Below are 16,249 nucleotides of genomic sequence, written 5' to 3'. Positions count from 1 at the left end.
GTAAATTATTTATCATAAAAAGTTTATGTTTAATTTGTGTCTATTAATTTTATCAAAAAGTAAGGATAAGCCCCAATCATGCGTGATAATGAGCCAAAAGTGTTAAACTCTTTGTTGTTACAAGAGGCTTTATTATCAAAAATACAAGAAAGAATAGTCGCTTTAAGTCAATTGACTAAAGTTATTGATGAATTACTTCCATCTTCGTTAAATAAACAATATAGAGTTGCTAATTATCGTCAAGGTGTTCTTGTCCTTGAAGTAAGTTCTGCTAGTTGGTTAACTAGATTAAGATACGAACAAAGTAAGCTGTTATCTGGAATACGAAAGCAGATATTACCATCATTATCTTCAATTCAATATAAAATTAATCCAGATATTTCTAGTCAACATTCAAAAATGATTAATGATACATCAAAAAGTGTTACAATTACGCGAGTTTTAAGTTTCCAAAGCGCCACTTATTTGTCTGCTTTGGCAGAAAGTGCGCCAGATAAGCTAAAAAAACAATTGATTAAACTTGCTAACCATGCAAAGTAAGTGAATATAGTAGAATTATAGTGTATAAAGTTATACAACGAAAAGATACAAGGAGTGAAATATGGATAAACAGATGATGATTTATCTGGTTATTGGTTTAGTTATTGGTTTTGTTTTAGGTATTATTTTAACGAATATTTTTAGTTCAAAAGGGCGTAAATTTGCACAAGTAAAGCGTCAACTAGAGGAAACTGAAGAACAGTTAAAAGTCCAAAAACAGACAATTGTTAAATATTTCTCACATAGCGCTGAAATATTAGATAACATGGCTAATGACTTTCGTCGTCTTTATCAACATATGGCTGAAAATTCAGGAAAATTTACATCAGAAAATGATATGCCAGTTATGGGGTTAGATGCGAATAATGATGCTACTATAAAAAAACAATTCACTTTAAAAAAACAACCAAAAGATTACTCTGATGACCCTTCTGGTTTATTAAAAACTGATGAAAATAAATCCTAATTAATCTTAGTGTTTTAGCTAAAGTTATCAGGTGAAATGTTATGGTAAATATTAAATTTTTGAGAACGAGAGAGTTTTATGATTAATAATTCTTTATTAAAACCAAAAAAATTACTTAGTTTAATAGCGTTGGGCTTAAGTATTTCTTTAGCTACCTTACCAAATGCTTTTGCTGTCTTCCCTTCAATTCCAACAAGTGAAAATGCTCAGCAACCTAGCTTAGCGCCAATGTTAGAAACAGTATTGCCTTCAGTTGTAAGTATTAAGGTTGAAGGAACAGCTCAAATGCAAAACAACATGCCTGAAGAATTTAGACGATTTTTTGGGTATCCTGATAGTCAGTCAAGAGCTTTTTCTGGGCAAGGTTCAGGCGTGATTATTGATGGTGAGAAAGGTTATATTGTTACCAATAATCATGTTATTGAAAATGCAGATAAAATAACCGTGACCCTAAACGATGGGCATGAATATACTGCCAAATTAATAGGAAAAGATCCTCTAAGCGATATTGCATTGCTTAAAATTGAAGAGGATAAAAAATTAACAGCTATTGCTTTAGCTGATTCAGACAAATTACGTGTTGGTGATTTTGTTGTGGCAATTGGTAATCCATTTGGAATTGGTCAAACTGTTACATCGGGTATTATTTCTGCGCTAGCTCGTAGTGGGCTTAATATGAATGGTTTTGAGAATTTTATTCAAACTGATGCTTCAATCAATCGAGGTAATTCGGGTGGCGCTTTAGTTAATTTAAATGGTGAATTAGTAGGAATCAATACTGCCATTATTGCACCTAGTGGCGGTAACGTTGGTATCGGTTTTGCTATACCGAGTAACATGGTGAAAAATTTAACATCTCAATTGATTGAATATGGAGAAGTTAAACGTGGTGTACTTGGTATTAAAGGTAATGAGTTAACCTCGGATATTGCCAAAGCATTTGATTTAGATGTACAAAAAGGTGCTTTTGTTAGTGAAGTGCTTGACGATTCTGCCGCTAAAGCTGCGGGTATTAAATCTGGTGACGTGATTGTTTCAATGGATGGTAAGCCAGTTGATAGTTTTGCCGAGCTTCGTGCTAAAATTGCTACTACTGGTGCAGGTAGGACTGTGCAACTAGGTATAATTCGTGATGGTAAAACAATGACAGTTAGTGTCAAATTAAAAAATAGTGATGAATCTACTTCAGAAGCAAAATCATTACATCCAGCTCTTGAAGGTGCAACACTAAGTAATGGCAATGTCAAAGGTCAAAAGGGCGTTTTAATTGAAAGCATTACTAAAAATTCGCCAGCATCTCGATTAAGTTTACAAAAAGGTGATTTAATCACGGGTGTAAATAAACAAAGAATTACCAATATTGCTGATTTGCGTAAAATTATCGATAGTAAACCATCAGCAATTGCGTTAAATATTGTACGTGGTGATAGCCAACTTTATCTTATTTTACGCTAATTAATTGTTTAATTTCAATTCGCCGATAATTTCTATCGGCGAAAAACATCAATGTTAACCTCTAATTAGTTATGTTAAAATTATAGCTATTCTACTGCTACCATAGTACTCATACTAATGCTTAAAAAAATTCTATGGCCAATATTGATTGGTACTGTTTTAGCTATTGTATTATTGATTATTTTTCCATCATTACGTAATGGAACTCAATCAAATTTTCCAAACTCCATTTTTAATAATGATCCTATGAGTTATTCATATGCAGTTAGAACTGCAGCTCCGGCAGTAGTGAATATATATAGTCGTTCAATTAGCTCTGTACCTAATCGTTCACAAGATAGTGCAATAACGCCATTGGGATCGGGGGTTATAATGAGCAAACATGGTTACATTATAACTAATTATCATGTGGTTGATGGAGCCGAACAAATCATTGTTGCTTTACAAGATGGACGCATTTTTGAAGCTTTATCTGTTGGTTCTGATAAATTGGTTGATATTGCTGTTTTAAAAATTGAAGCGAAGAATATCCCAACCATTCACATTAACCCTAAGCGCGAACCTAAAATTGGTGATGTAGTTTTAGCAATTGGTAATCCCTATAATATTGGGCAAACCATCACTCAAGGGATCATTAGTGCAACGGGTCGAGATGGATTAAGCCCATATAGAAGACAGAATTTTATTCAAACAGACGCTTCAATTAATCATGGTAATTCAGGTGGTGCTTTGGTTAACACAAAAGGCGAATTAATGGGTATTAATACCCTTACTTTTGCAAAAAATATGGGAAATGAAATCCCAGAAGGCATTGGATTTGCAATTCCAACATCTTTGGCAGTTAAAATTATGAATAAATTAATTCAGGATGGTAAAGTTATTCGTGGTTATATTGGTATTGATGGGTTAGAATTTGCACCAACACAAAACCCAAGTGATCTACCCGTAGTGTTAGGTATTTTAGTGACCAATGCTGAAGGGCCTTCGTTACAAGCAGGTGTGCAACCTAATGATATTTTGATTATGGTCGATGGTAAGCAGGTTAAATCAATTGTTGAAACTATGGATCAAATTGCAGAGTTGAAACCAGGAATAACCGTACCCATTGTAGTATTGCGAAATGGAGAAAAGGTTGAACTGCAAGTAGTAATTGGGCAATTGCCAGTTTAATAGGTTTTTTTTACAACTTGATTATTTGCTGTTTAAGGCGTATAATTTACAACCTTATCATGTTTTTTAACACTCGTATGGTGTATAGATTTTGCCTTTATGGCCGTTTATATAGCGATACGAACAAACTTTAGAGGTTTCTTATGAAAGAAGGTATCCACCCAGAATATAAAGCAATTAAAGCAACTTGTTCTTGCGGTAATGTTATTAATACTCATTCAACAGTTGGTCATGATATTCATCTTGACGTATGTGGTGAGTGTCATCCGTTCTATACAGGTAAACAACGTGATGTTGCAACTGGCGGACGTGTAGATAAATTCAAACAACGTTTTGCTATGGTTGGCGGTAAAAAATAATTTTTTGTAATTATACGATAATTATTAGAAAAGGCGCATAATGCGCCTTTTTTGTTTTTTATCATTAATTAATGATTTTGTTTGTCAATAAACATATAAATAACATCTATTCATCAATTAAGTCGGGATTTATACCTAAATTGAGCATCATTTCCTTAGCTTGGCTTGGTATACCATCTTCACGATCTTTTTGTAAGTCTTCATCGCAAGGTAGTGGTTGACCCGTGTAAGCATGAAGAAACGCTTCACATAGTAGTTCACTATTTGTTGCATGGCGTAAATTATTTACTTGTCGACGCGTACGTTCATCAGTCAATATTTTTAATACTTTTAGCGGAATTGATACAGTAATTTTTTTTACTTGCTCACTTTTTTTACCATGCTCAGCATAGGGACTTATGTATTGGCCATTCCATTCAATCATATTTTTCACCAAATTACATCACAATTTATAAGGTTAATTTTAACTTTTTTTTTATTTTGCTGCAATCTGTACATCGAGATAGTTAGACGTCTAGACATGTTGACGTCTTAAATGGTTGTGTTATTCTTATACATGAAATTTTTGTAATAAATAAAATATTATCTAGGGATGTTATTATGGCTAGCCAATCTAAAAAATTAAGCCAAGGTACTATTGCTGTCCGAGGTGGAATCAATACTGATGATCAATATGGGAGTGTAGTCCCAGTCATTACACCGTCAACTTGTTACCGTTATCAAGAATTTGCTACACCAAGAGAGTTTGATTATGGACGTAAAGCAAATCCAAGCAGACGATTTGTTGAGGAAACTGTCGCTAAGTTGGAAGGTGGTGCTGATGCTATTCTTACTAACTGTGGTATGTCTGCTATTCATCTTGTTAGCGTAGCACTGTTAACGCCGGATGATTTGGTCGTCGCTCCTCATGATTGTTATGGTGGGAGCTATCGTCTTTTTAATAGCTTAAGTCAACGAGGTTATTTTAAAGCAATATTTGTTGATCAATCCGATCCAGTGGCATTAAAAGAAGCTTTAAGTTTACGTCCGAAATTAGTATTGATTGAAACGCCAAGTAACCCATTACTTCGAGTTGTTGATATTCAAGAAATATCACAACAAGCACATGATGTCGGGGCACTGGTTTTAGTCGATAACACATTTATGACCCCTATATTGCAAAAACCTATAGATTTAGGTGCAGATATTGTCACTCATTCATGTACTAAATTTCTTAATGGACATTCCGATCTTTTAGCTGGTATTTTAGTATTTAAAGAGCAACAGCTTGCTACAGATGTTTTATGGTGGGCCAATAATATTGGTACCCTTACTTCATCATTTGATAGTTATTTATTATTACGAGGATTAAGAACACTTGCCGCGCGAGTAACTTTACAACAAGCCAATGCACAAAAAGTCGTTGAGTTTTTAGTTAATCATCCAAAAATTGCTCGTGTATATCATCCATCACTATCGTCTAATCTTGGACATGAGATTGCTAAAAAACAACAAAAGGGTTTTGGTTCATTGCTAAGTTTTGAATTAGCTGGGGAACCTGAAATAATGCCTAAATTTTTAAAAGCACTTAATATTATTACTCTAGCTCAATCTCTAGGAGGCGTTGAAAGTCTAATCTGTCATCCAGCAACAATGACCCATTCAGGTATCAGTGCTCAAGCTCGCAAAACAGCCGGTATTTCAGATCAACTACTTCGTATCTCTGTTGGTTTAGAGGATGTCGATGATTTATTAGGTGATTTAGAGCAAGCTTTAGCTGTCATTTAAAATTTTAATAGTAATGATAAAGTTTAATGAACAATTGATATGATCTTTCGGATCAATTTTGTTTTTTCAACTTTATCATTATATTAAGATTTATTGTTTTGAAAACTTTCTATTTTTTCTTTAATAGCCACAAAAATCTCATCTAGTGAATGTCGTTTTGACCGACCACATATTTTGGCGATATCTTCACAAACTAAACATTGTCTTGGTGCATATTCAAATTGTGAGCGAGAAACACTTTTTTGGGTTATTGGATCAATCACATCTATATCCCATAGACGACCTAATGGATGTAGGCTTTCAATTTCAATGCAGTATTGTTTAAGTTTTTCAACCGCGCAATCTACCACAAGAATCGCTTCGGAACCTGTTAGTTCATGATAGTGCTGTTCTTTAATTAACGGTATATTATTTTTAATAAAAAACTGATGTAACGTAGTGATCGCTTCTTGAAATATATAATTAGCTCCACTACTGTTTTTTATTGGACCAGGGATAACTAACGTCAATGATACGATGGGTTTTTTATAGAGTGAAATAGCTAATAATTGGTTTTCTACCCGCTTTTCTTTAGCTAGTAGCATTTGCTCAAGACTAATCGGAGTGCCATCATCAAATTTAATTAACATTTTATTCATAATACAGGAATAAGAGCATGGCATTTATTTATGCCATGCTAAGTTTTGTTATGACAGATCGTTTAGTAATTAATCTTTAACTTGACGTACTACATCAATTACTGAACCATCACGGAAATGAACGATACCTACGATTTTATCTTCAAATTCGATTGGTTTTGGTTCACCAGTTAAAGAAACTGCACGTTGATAAAGTTCTTCAATGCTCATTATTGGTAAATTAGCTGCTTTTAAACGTTCAGCAATTTCTGGACGATTAGGATTCACAGCAATACCATGATCAGTAACTAATACATCAACGCTTTCGCCTGGAGTTACCAGCGTGGTTACGTTTTTAATTACAGTTGGGATACGGCTACGAATTAATGGGGCAACAATAATTGTTAAGTTTGCTCCCGCAGCTGTATCACAGTGACCGCCAGATGCTCCGCGCATTACGCCATCAGAACCCGTTAATACGTTGACATTGAAATCAAGGTCAATTTCTAAGGCACTTAAAATCACAATGTCTAATTCATCAACACTTGCTCCTTTAGATGCAGGATTCGCATAAACATTGGTTGAGACTTCAATATGATCTTTATTTCGGCCTAAGGATTGTCCTGCTGCACCGTCAAAGCTTTGGGTATCTAATAAACGTTTAACCAAACCTTTTTCGTGTAAATCAACAATACTAGCTGTAATGCCACCTAAGGCAAATGAGGCGGTTATATTTTTAGCACGCATACGATTTTCAAGGAAACGCGTTGCAGCTGTTGAAGAAGCGCCAGATCCCGTTTGAATTGAGAAGCCATCTTCAAAATAGCCAGAATGCTCAATGACATCAGCCGCGTAACGAGCAATCATAAGTTCACGAGGATTGCTTGTGATACGTGCTGCGCCCACACTGATTTTAGTTGGGTCACCGACTTCATCAACTTTAACAATATAGTCAACTTGATCTTGACGAATACTTGCAGGGTTATTTGGGTAACCGACGATATCTTCTGTGAGTAAAACTACTTTTTTGGCAAACTGTGCATCAACCATTGCATAACCAAGTGCACCACATTGTGATTTACCTGATACACCATTAGCATTACCTTGCTCATCAGCTGTTGATACGGCTAAAAATGCGATATCAATATTAATTTCACCACTTTGGATAAGTTTTACTCGTCCACCATGAGAATGGATATGCACAGGATTATCCATTAAACCGTGTGAAATCGCATCAGCTAATTTTCCACGTAATCCAGAGGTGTAAATTTTAGTGATCACCCCAGCCTCAATATGTGGGATTAATGCGGCATTACAACTTAATAATGAACTTGATGCTAAAGTTAGATTTTTAATGCCTAATTTACTAATTGTCTCTACAACTTTATTGATAACCTTATCACCTTCACGGAATGCATGATGGAAAGATATGGTCATACCGTCACGTAATTCACACTTTTTAATGGCTTGTTCAATCGAATCACATAATTTACGAGTATATTTAGACTCATCTTTTAAATATGGTGTGGTTGCATTAGCATCAATAAATGGTGTGATATTTTTAAGATCAGGATGCTGTTTTAATAAATCATCAATTTTTTGGTTTATAGAAGTTGTCATATTTCAATCCTATCAAATTTCTTTACGTACACCGGAGTATTTTGCTAGTTCAATGATTTTTTGAGCACGAGTAATAATTGGTGCATCAATCATTTTGCCATTCAAAGAAACAACTCCAAGCCCTTTTCTTTCACCTTCTTCAGCTGCTTCAACTACTTTTTTAGCATTTTCCACTTCACTAGCAGTAGGAGCATAAGCATTGTGTAATAGCTCAATTTGTCTTGGATTAATCAATGATTTACCGTTATATCCTAATTTTTTGATTAGGTTGACTTCTTTTAAGAAACCTTCGTCGTCATTAACATTTGAATAAACAACATCAAAAGCATCAATACCTGCTACACGAGCTGCATGTAGAACAGCGCAACGAGCATAAAATAGTTCGGTACCATCGCCTCTTTCTGTTTGCATATCAACAAGATAGTCAAATGCAGCAAGAGCAATACCTATTAAACGAGGAGATGATTTAGCAATTGATACGGCATTAACTACCGCTTGAGCCGATTCAATTGCTGCCATTAATTTAGTACTACCGACTTCACGCCCACATTCTTTTTCAATACGTTCAACGTGAGCTTCAAGTTCATGAATATCTTCAGCACTGTTTGTCATTGGTAAACGCACAACGTCAACGCCTGCTCGAACTACGGCTTCTAAATCTTTAAGTCCAAATGGTGTATTTAGTGCGTTAATTCTAACAACTGTTTCAATATTATGTTCTTTATAAACAGGCATTTTTAATGTTTGAGCTACTAACAAGCGTGCTGAATCTTTTTCTTTGATTGAAACAGCATCTTCAAGGTCAAACATGATTGAATCAGGTTTGTATACAAACGATGTTGATAACATTGCGGCATTAGCGCCAGGAAGAAATAACATGCTGCGACGTAATTTTTTCATAGTAATTTACTCCAATCTAAGTTCTCTTCTTCTGCACCGCGTAATACTGCACATTGAATTCTTGCTCTGATAGCACAATCTAAAGCGCCTTTATCATCAATAATAATTAACCCATCAGTTACATTCAGATCATTTAAAGTCTGATTGACAACTGCACGTATTTGATCGCCAAATTGCTTATTAACATCACTATTAATAACAATTTCAATCCCCGTATTTGGCATGACTTTAACTAACAAATCGCTCGATTCGAGAGTGCCAGCCATAGCTTCTTTTTGTATTTTCATTTTTTTACCTTTTAAAACGTATTAAATTTTAAATTTATCCAAATTAGCCGAAAGATAATCCCATGTTGTTGGAGGAACCAACGTTTTAACCTGTTCATATTGCCCAGTAGCTAGTAGCTTTCTTACTAATGAAGCTGAGACAACACAATTGCTTTCGGTTATACGTTCAACTTCAACAACCGTAATGGCTGGTAGACTACTTACCGTATTATCTTCAAGCCAATATCGCATTGCTTCGTTATAGGCTTTAGTTACTTCATCAATAGGCTCAGTCCCTACAAATCGGTGAGTGATATTGAGTGCTGGAGCAATATAATTTCGGAAAATCAACAGATCGATACCCATATAGGCCTGATCAATCTTTGTCTTATCTTTTAGGAAATAAGTAGGAAATGTTGCTCTAGAAATAATATAGGGTGAGCTTGCATGCACAGTGACATTGTTTATCTGATTTGTGCCATCTTTAACTAGTTTTAAACGTGTATCAAATGAAAATTGCGAGGCATTTTCATTGACAACAAATACATGTAACCAGTCACATTGACTTGCTGCATATTGTACTAAGTATTGATGACCTTTAGTAAAAGGATTGGCATTCATGACAATGCTGCCAATTTTTTTTCCTTCTTTTTTCTGTGCATTGAGTTGTTTACAATATTGCTTTATTCCGACTGGATTGTTTTCCATTAAAACAACTAAATCGGTTATTTCAACAATAGGGTAAAAACCGCATCCTTTAAAGAAATCTATATTTTCAGGTTTAGTGTATAAAAAAAGGTGAAAATAGCCGTTTTCATTGGCATATTTTATGGTTTGATCCATTAAAGTCAGATTTAGTTGATTACCGCGATATTGAGGATCAATAGCAACACATTTAATAATATTGCGATCCATTCCCGCACAAGCAATAATTTTATCGTGAATTTTTGCTACCATAAAAAGAGTAACTTGCGAGTCTAAATCAAGATCAGATCGAGACAATAATAGTTTTATTTCTTGATAGTATTGTTCTGATTTAGAAATATCAACGATGGTATAATCAACTAAATCATACATAAAATTACCCTCTTTCTGCTACTACATAATTGGTTAAACGACCAATTCCTGTAATTTCGACTTCAATCTTATCGCCATCTTTCATAAATACTGGAGGGTTACGTTTTTTACCAACGCCACCAGGTGAACCAGTAAGGATGACATCTCCAGGCGATAAACGAGTAAATGTACTAATGTAAGAAATAAGTTCTGGTACAGTGTGCACAAGATTTTTAATACAATCGTGTTGCATCTCCTGACCATTTAAATAAGTGGTTAAAGATAAAACTGTTGGATCAGGGATTTCATCACTGGTTGTGATGCATGGACCGAATGCACCAGTACTTGGCCAGTTTTTACCTGCTGTAAACCAAGTATATTGCCAGTCACGAATAGACCCATCCATATAGCAGCTGTAGCCAGCTACATGTGATAATGCCTCTTCTGGTTTAATACGAAATCCTTCTTTACCAATAATGATCGCTAATTCACCTTCGTAATCTAACTCGTTAGTGATAGCCGGTTTGATAATATTAGTTTTGTGACCTGTTTGTGAATCAGGAAAACGAACGAATAACGTTGGCGCTGAGCTAGTTTCGTTAAATTCTGCGCGTTTTTCCGCATAATTCATACCAACACATAAAATTTTGTTTGGATTTGGAATAACGGGTAGATAAGTAATGTCTTGTTCATCAATGTCACTTGGTGCATCAAGATAAGTTTTGGCGACAGTAAGTCCTTCAGAATCAGCAAGTAAAGATTTTAAATCGGCATATTTATTGCCTAATTTTTCTTTTAAATCAACAATACCATTATGATTAAGAAGACCAAAACTTGCTCGACCAGAGACAAGATAACTGACAAGCTTCATGAAAACTCCTTAAAAGCTGTTTTATGCTAAATTTAACTATAAATAAAAGGGAACAACCCTAGTTAAACTAAGGTTGCTCTTTAAAATTTTAATCTAAACTAAGAAATTGCCGAGAATGAGTAATGACACTGATACATTTATTGCACCACCTATACGGGTTGCAATTTGAGCAAATGGCATTAACTCCATACGTTCTGCGGCAGTTAAGATTGCAACGTCACCTGTTCCGCCTTGACCACTTTGACAGCACGAAATAACAGCAGCATCAATCGGATACATACCTAATTTTTTAGCGACAAAGAAACCAGTGGTGACTAAGCTAACAACAGTACAAACAATAACGATTAAATTTGTAATAGTGAAAGCTGCAACGATTTTATCCCATGGAGTGATTGCTACACCTACCGCAAATAGAATTGGATAGGTAACAGACGTTTGGAAAAATTTGTAAACGACTTGTGAACCACTTAATACTTTCGGTGAAACACCTGATACTAACTTAACAAAAACTGCAGCAAATAACATTCCTACCGGAGCTGGAATACCTGTTAATTTATGACCGATCATGCCAATCATATAAAGAATTGCTGCTAATAATACACCTGAAGCAAATGTTGTTACGTCGATAACAGGTTCAGCTTTAGCTGCTTTTTTATCACCCATTAACTCATCATCTTCTGAAGCCGGTAGTAATCGACCATTACCAGTTAAATGTGGGTAAGCTTTACCAAGACGGTTAAGAACGCCACCACAAATAATACCTGTTAAACCACCTAACATAACGATTGGTAATACACGACCAAGTGCTTCACCTTGTTCCATACCTAATATTGATGCATATCCGATTGAAAGAGGAATCGCACCTTCACCAACACCGCCTGCCATGATAGGTAATACTAAGAAGAAGAATGTTTCAAATGGAGATAAACCTAGTAAATAACCAACACCAACACCAACTAACATTCCAACGATTTCACCACATACCATTGGTCCGAATATTTTTAAGAATCCCTGAATAAGCGTTCTCTTATCCATATTCATAATACTACCAACGATAATACAACAAATGTATAGATACAAAATGTGTGTATCTTTATAGAATTTTGTTGTTGCTTGGACGACCGGAGTAGGTAAAATACCATAATAAACTAGCGCCGATGGAATAAAGGTCGCACAGATCGCTGCTGCCCCCATTTTTCCAACGATTGGTAAACGCTTACCAATTTCACCACATAGGAAGCCAAAGAAGGCACAAGTTACCACCATCACAACAATTTCGCTAGGTAATTTACCAGTTACTAACACTTCAGCGAAAATTAGGATACCAGCAATGATAAATAATGGAAGCGGGATTACACCAATTTTATAATTGTCCATAAGTCGCCACCAATTGTATGGCCATCCCGTTGGTTGTTGTTTCACATTGTAAGGCCATTTATCATGTTGTTTTTCATCAGAGCTTGATACTGATTCTTCTTCAGTCCGCATTTTTCCGATTGAGTTAAGATCCGCCATATTTTATTTTTCTCCAAAAAAAATTTGAATTTGTTAAATTGGCGCATATGGTTACAAAATTTTAACTCCAATTTTGTGATTTAAATCATACTTTAAGTGTGGTTTTTATGGTTTTAAAGGCTCTATGTTTTTTAATGCTGTGATAAACTCAATGTCAATAGTTAATTTTTAGTGTGAGCGTTATTATGCGAAAAAAAGTACAATTATCTTTTGCGACGAAGTTATTTCTGTCTCTTTTGCTTTTTTCTTTAATAATTCTCGCACTTTTACAAAGCTATATATGGAATGCAACTAAAACTACGTTGTATAAAAGTTTGGGTGAAAAAGCGCAAATTCAAGCGAAAGAATTGTCCGTTATACCGAGTTTAATAAAATATGTTAAAGAAAGAGATACCACCAATTTAGCCAATTTAGTTAATGATATTTTTGAACAAAGTGATGCGAATTATATCGTTATTGGTGATGAACAAGCTTATCGTTTATATCATACCTCGAATAACAAGTTACATTCTCCAATGGTAGGTGGAGACAATCAGGAAGTACTGAGCGGAAATAGCAGTATTACTATTAGCGAAGGCTCTTTAGGTTTAGCACTACGAGGTAAAGCTCCTATTATGGATCAAGGTAAAATAATAGGTATCGTATCTGTTGGTTATATGATTGATGATATTTATGTATTACATATTAACCAATTTATACCCATTATCATTTTTTGTTCCTTACTCTTTTTTGCTTTGTTTGTATTTTCGTTCTTTTTTTCAAAAGCAGTAAAAAAACAGATGTTTAACTTAGAGCCAAAAGCGATTGCTTTGTTGGTTAAAAGTCAAAAATCAATAATGGAATCTATTTTTGAGGGCATTATTGCCATTGATCTTAATTATAAAATTATCAATATCAATCAATCGGCTCGAAACATGTTAGATATTATTGCGAGTGATCAGGAATTACTTAACCATGATTTACGTAATTTTATCAAATCAACTGATTTTCTTTACGGAAATGAAAATCAGACAAAAGATGTACACGATCATATTTGTTACTTTAATAATATTATTGTTATTGCTAACCGCATTCGAGTGATTGTAGATGATCAAATTCAAGGTTGGGTGATCACTTTTCGTAATTATGATGATATCAATTTATTAAGTATGAAATTAACGCAAGTAACTCAATACATTGATAATTTGCGAGCTTTACGACATGAGCACCTTAATTGGATGGCGACTTTGTCAGGGCTTATCTATATGAAACGTTATGAAGAAGCACAATCTTTTATTACCCTACATTCGGCGGATAATCAAAATTGTTTAGATTTTATTTCTGAGCATTTCAAAATACCGGCTATATGTGGATTATTAATAGGTAAATATTCAAAGTCACATGAAATTGGCTTGAATTTAGTCTTTGACCCTGCATGTCAATTAAGTGCATTACCAGCATTAATTACTGAAACCGAATTTATGTCAGTGTTAGGTAATTTACTTGATAACGCCTTTAATGCATGTTTAAAAAATAACCAGGGTGATAAAACGATTTATTTGTATCTGAGTGATGCAACGGATGAAATTGTATTAGAAGTTAGCGATCAAGGATGTGGTATAGATGCAAGTATTCGAGAATCAATATTCGAACCAGGCGTAACCTCTCAAGATGCTAAAGAGCATGGTATCGGTTTGCATCTTGTTTCAACCTACATAAAAAAGGCCAATGGTTATATTACATTTGAAGACAATACACCATATGGAACAATTTTTTCAGTTTTTATACCAAAATAATAAAAAGAGGTAAATGCATGAGTGAACTTAACGAGTATAAAGAAGATACCATAAAAGTTCTTATTGTAGAAGATGAACCTATTTTAGCAGAATTAAATGCTGAATTTATTCAAAGGGATACTAAAGTAAAAGTCGTCGGAATTGCGTCGAATTTGCAAGAAGCTAAAATAATGGTTGAAAAGTTAAGACCAACATTAATTTTATTAGATAATTATTTACCTGATGGTAAAGGTATTGAATTATTTGAATACATTATTAATAACAAACTAGATTCTTATGTTATTTTTATCACTGCAGCAAGTGATATGGATACGTGTAGTAAAGCTATACGGTTTGGTGCTTTTGATTATTTAATTAAACCAGTATCTTACCAACGTTTAAAACATTCACTTGAGCGTTTTGAACTTTTTTTATATCGTCAAAGTTTACAAAAACATGTCAATCAAAGACGCATTGATGAACTGTTTAATTTGCAAACTAAAGATTTTGTTGATATCAATCGCCATTCTAAAGGGATTGAAGAGATTACTTTACAAAAAGTTAAAGATCTATTTATGCAGACAAATGAACCGCAAACGGTCGATCAAATTGTCGAAAAAGCAAATATTAGCAAAACTACAGCCAGACGATATTTAGAATATTGTGTCCAAACTAAATTATTAATCGTTGAACTTAATCACGGTAAAATAGGTCGTCCTGAAAGGCTCTATAAACGATTAGGAAAGTAATTATTTCTGCACAGTTAATAGGTTAATCCTGTTTTATATAATTTATGATTATATAAATATGCTTATTCGTTATTTTAACCGCTAAATATTTGATGCTAGATTGAATAAATCCAACTGTTAGAAAGTTTCAATTGCAGTACCAAATATTAGGAGTAAGCGTATGTCTATAGGAAAAGTAGTCACTTCAGAAAATAATGAAATAAACCAAGATGGCGCCTTTGTACGTCAAACTAACCGATTCGACACTCCATTTGGTAATGAACTAGGTTTATTACCAGTAGAATCAGGTCGTTATCGTTTAATTTGGGCGGCAATTTGCCCATGGGCTCATCGTCAGATGATCGCCATTAAATTATTGGGTTTAGAGGATGTCATTAGTGTTGGTAAAGTTTCCCCTATCCGCACACCCCATGGCTGGGAATTTTCGCTCGATCCTAATGGTGTTGATCCTGTATTAGGTATTCGTTATTTACCAGAGATTTACGCTAAAACAGATCCAGAATATAGTGGACGAGCAACAGTTCCTACCGTAGTTGATGTAAAAACGGGCAAAGTGGTTAACAATGATTATTTTAGATTGACCAACTATTGGGAAACCGTATTTAAACCTTTTCACAAAGCCGGCGCGCCCGATCTTTATCCTGAACATTTACGTACTGAAATTGATGAATTGAATGATGTCATATTTCATGAAGTAAATAATGGTGTATATAAAGCTGGATTTGCCCGGACACAAAAAGCCTATGAAGATGCTTACCATCTTGTATTTAACCAATTAGATAAATTAGAACAACGATTAAGTCAATCTCGTTATCTTTTTGGCGATAAAATTACTGATTCTGATATTCGCTTATATGTTACGTTAGCACGATTTGATGTAGCCTATTATTCTGCTTTTAATACCAATCGAAATAGAATTATCGACTATCCTAATTTATGGGGATATGCGCGAGATCTCTATCAAATACCTGCATTTGGTGAGACCACTGATTTTGATGCGATAAAAAAAGGCTATTTCTTAGGTAATAATGCTCACAATCCTTATGATATCTTGCCGTTAGGGCCAGATACGAGTAATTGGAAAACGCCACATAATCGAGATAAACAATTTAGTTCAGTTAACTAACTTTAATATTGGGATAGA

16 protein-coding genes and 1 pseudogene are annotated in these 16,249 nt (G+C 34.5%); 9 read left to right on the top strand and 8 right to left on the bottom strand.

Annotated features, from left to right (window positions below; genetic code table 11):
- Positions 1-78: 78 nt before the first annotated feature.
- From GAPWK_RS11015 to rpmE, 5 genes are all read left to right on the top strand, one after another.
- Complete coding sequence (locus GAPWK_RS11015) at positions 79-540, top strand: DUF721 domain-containing protein (RefSeq protein ID WP_025316281.1); 462 nt, start codon at positions 79-81, stop codon at positions 538-540.
- 61 nt (positions 541-601) lie between these two features.
- Positions 602-1,006: a YhcB family protein gene (locus GAPWK_RS11010; protein WP_025316280.1), complete on the top strand. Its 405-nt coding sequence runs from the start codon at positions 602-604 to the stop codon at positions 1,004-1,006.
- 78 nt (positions 1,007-1,084) lie between these two features.
- Positions 1,085-2,461: a Do family serine endopeptidase gene (locus GAPWK_RS11005; RefSeq protein ID WP_038517495.1), complete on the top strand. Its 1,377-nt coding sequence runs from the start codon at positions 1,085-1,087 to the stop codon at positions 2,459-2,461.
- A gap of 117 nt (positions 2,462-2,578) precedes the next feature.
- Positions 2,579-3,631 carry an outer membrane-stress sensor serine endopeptidase DegS gene (gene degS, locus GAPWK_RS11000; RefSeq protein ID WP_025316278.1) on the top strand — a complete coding sequence of 351 codons (1,053 nt, stop codon included), beginning with the start codon at positions 2,579-2,581 and terminating at the stop codon, positions 3,629-3,631.
- Positions 3,632-3,774: 143 nt separating this feature from the next.
- Entirely contained in the window at positions 3,775-3,990 is a 216-nt protein-coding gene (gene rpmE, locus GAPWK_RS10995; RefSeq protein ID WP_025316277.1) for a 50S ribosomal protein L31, read from the top strand.
- 106 nt (positions 3,991-4,096) lie between these two features.
- Here the strand turns inward: rpmE and metJ are convergent, their stop codons facing one another.
- Complete coding sequence (gene metJ, locus GAPWK_RS10990; RefSeq protein ID WP_025316276.1) at positions 4,097-4,414, bottom strand: met regulon transcriptional regulator MetJ; 318 nt, start codon at positions 4,412-4,414, stop codon at positions 4,097-4,099.
- A gap of 176 nt (positions 4,415-4,590) precedes the next feature.
- On the opposite strand from metJ, the gene metB reads away from it, so the two are divergent.
- A complete protein-coding gene (gene metB / locus GAPWK_RS10985; RefSeq protein WP_025316275.1) occupies positions 4,591-5,757 on the top strand; it encodes a cystathionine gamma-synthase in 1,167 nt (388 codons plus the stop codon).
- Positions 5,758-5,840: 83 nt separating this feature from the next.
- On the opposite strand, the gene citX is transcribed toward metB, so the two are convergent.
- The 7 genes and pseudogenes from citX to GAPWK_RS10950 all read right to left on the bottom strand — a co-directional run.
- Positions 5,841-6,395 (bottom strand): citrate lyase holo-[acyl-carrier protein] synthase, encoded by a 555-nt coding sequence (citX, locus tag GAPWK_RS10980; protein WP_051516283.1) that lies wholly within the window; start codon positions 6,393-6,395, stop codon positions 5,841-5,843.
- Between the two features lie 69 nt (positions 6,396-6,464).
- A complete protein-coding gene (citF, locus tag GAPWK_RS10975; protein ID WP_080692493.1) occupies positions 6,465-7,994 on the bottom strand; it encodes a citrate lyase subunit alpha in 1,530 nt (509 codons plus the stop codon).
- A 12-nt stretch (positions 7,995-8,006) separates the two neighbouring features.
- Positions 8,007-8,894, bottom strand: coding sequence for a citrate (pro-3S)-lyase subunit beta (gene citE, locus GAPWK_RS10970; RefSeq protein WP_025316272.1), 888 nt, complete (start codon positions 8,892-8,894; stop codon positions 8,007-8,009).
- Positions 8,891-9,181 (bottom strand): citrate lyase acyl carrier protein, encoded by a 291-nt coding sequence (gene citD / locus GAPWK_RS10965; RefSeq protein ID WP_025316271.1) that lies wholly within the window; start codon positions 9,179-9,181, stop codon positions 8,891-8,893. The genes citE and citD overlap by 4 nt, the downstream gene beginning before the upstream one ends.
- A 21-nt stretch (positions 9,182-9,202) precedes the next feature.
- Positions 9,203-10,237 carry a [citrate (pro-3S)-lyase] ligase gene (citC, locus tag GAPWK_RS10960; RefSeq protein ID WP_025316270.1) on the bottom strand — a complete coding sequence of 345 codons (1,035 nt, stop codon included), beginning with the start codon at positions 10,235-10,237 and terminating at the stop codon, positions 9,203-9,205.
- A gap of 4 nt (positions 10,238-10,241) precedes the next feature.
- Positions 10,242-11,087, bottom strand: coding sequence for a fumarylacetoacetate hydrolase family protein (locus tag GAPWK_RS10955; RefSeq protein WP_025316269.1), 846 nt, complete (start codon positions 11,085-11,087; stop codon positions 10,242-10,244).
- Positions 11,088-11,180: 93 nt separating this feature from the next.
- Positions 11,181-12,476, bottom strand: a pseudogene (locus tag GAPWK_RS10950) (2-hydroxycarboxylate transporter family protein); the annotation flags it as partial.
- A 311-nt stretch (positions 12,477-12,787) separates the two neighbouring features.
- Between GAPWK_RS10950 and GAPWK_RS10945 the strand changes: the two are divergent.
- From GAPWK_RS10945 to GAPWK_RS10935, 3 genes are all read left to right on the top strand, one after another.
- Positions 12,788-14,377, top strand: a complete 1,590-nt coding sequence (locus GAPWK_RS10945) for an ATP-binding protein (protein WP_025316267.1) — start codon at positions 12,788-12,790, stop codon at positions 14,375-14,377.
- Between the two features lie 17 nt (positions 14,378-14,394).
- Positions 14,395-15,105, top strand: a complete 711-nt coding sequence (locus tag GAPWK_RS10940; protein ID WP_025316266.1) for a response regulator — start codon at positions 14,395-14,397, stop codon at positions 15,103-15,105.
- Positions 15,106-15,265: 160 nt separating this feature from the next.
- Positions 15,266-16,231, top strand: a complete 966-nt coding sequence (locus tag GAPWK_RS10935; protein WP_025316265.1) for a glutathione S-transferase family protein — start codon at positions 15,266-15,268, stop codon at positions 16,229-16,231.
- The last annotated feature ends 18 nt before the right edge of the window (positions 16,232-16,249 follow it).

It is taken from the genome of Gilliamella apicola, assembly GCF_000599985.1.
Lineage (GTDB): Bacteria > Pseudomonadota > Gammaproteobacteria > Enterobacterales > Orbaceae > Gilliamella > Gilliamella apicola.
Note: the sequence above shows the minus strand (reverse complement) of the source record. Positions and strands in the feature narration are given on the sequence as shown.

What these genes read in the sequence shown, in the direction of transcription:
- citF (WP_080692493.1), bottom strand. Translation starts at nt 7,994, where the DNA reads ATGACAACTTCTATAAACCAAAAAATTGATGATTTATTAAAACAGCAT.
- degS (WP_025316278.1), top strand. Translation starts at nt 2,579, where the DNA reads ATGCTTAAAAAAATTCTATGGCCAATATTGATTGGTACTGTTTTAGCT.
- citE (WP_025316272.1), bottom strand. Translation starts at nt 8,894, where the DNA reads ATGAAAAAATTACGTCGCAGCATGTTATTTCTTCCTGGCGCTAATGCC.
- GAPWK_RS10955 (WP_025316269.1), bottom strand. Translation starts at nt 11,087, where the DNA reads ATGAAGCTTGTCAGTTATCTTGTCTCTGGTCGAGCAAGTTTTGGTCTT.
- GAPWK_RS10940 (WP_025316266.1), top strand. Translation starts at nt 14,395, where the DNA reads ATGAGTGAACTTAACGAGTATAAAGAAGATACCATAAAAGTTCTTATT.
- citC (WP_025316270.1), bottom strand. Translation starts at nt 10,237, where the DNA reads ATGTATGATTTAGTTGATTATACCATCGTTGATATTTCTAAATCAGAA.
- GAPWK_RS10945 (WP_025316267.1), top strand. Translation starts at nt 12,788, where the DNA reads ATGCGAAAAAAAGTACAATTATCTTTTGCGACGAAGTTATTTCTGTCT.
- metJ (WP_025316276.1), bottom strand. Translation starts at nt 4,414, where the DNA reads ATGATTGAATGGAATGGCCAATACATAAGTCCCTATGCTGAGCATGGT.
- citX (WP_051516283.1), bottom strand. Translation starts at nt 6,395, where the DNA reads ATGAATAAAATGTTAATTAAATTTGATGATGGCACTCCGATTAGTCTT.
- GAPWK_RS11010 (WP_025316280.1), top strand. Translation starts at nt 602, where the DNA reads ATGGATAAACAGATGATGATTTATCTGGTTATTGGTTTAGTTATTGGT.
- GAPWK_RS10935 (WP_025316265.1), top strand. Translation starts at nt 15,266, where the DNA reads ATGTCTATAGGAAAAGTAGTCACTTCAGAAAATAATGAAATAAACCAA.
- metB (WP_025316275.1), top strand. Translation starts at nt 4,591, where the DNA reads ATGGCTAGCCAATCTAAAAAATTAAGCCAAGGTACTATTGCTGTCCGA.
- GAPWK_RS11015 (WP_025316281.1), top strand. Translation starts at nt 79, where the DNA reads ATGCGTGATAATGAGCCAAAAGTGTTAAACTCTTTGTTGTTACAAGAG.
- GAPWK_RS11005 (WP_038517495.1), top strand. Translation starts at nt 1,085, where the DNA reads ATGATTAATAATTCTTTATTAAAACCAAAAAAATTACTTAGTTTAATA.
- citD (WP_025316271.1), bottom strand. Translation starts at nt 9,181, where the DNA reads ATGAAAATACAAAAAGAAGCTATGGCTGGCACTCTCGAATCGAGCGAT.
- rpmE (WP_025316277.1), top strand. Translation starts at nt 3,775, where the DNA reads ATGAAAGAAGGTATCCACCCAGAATATAAAGCAATTAAAGCAACTTGT.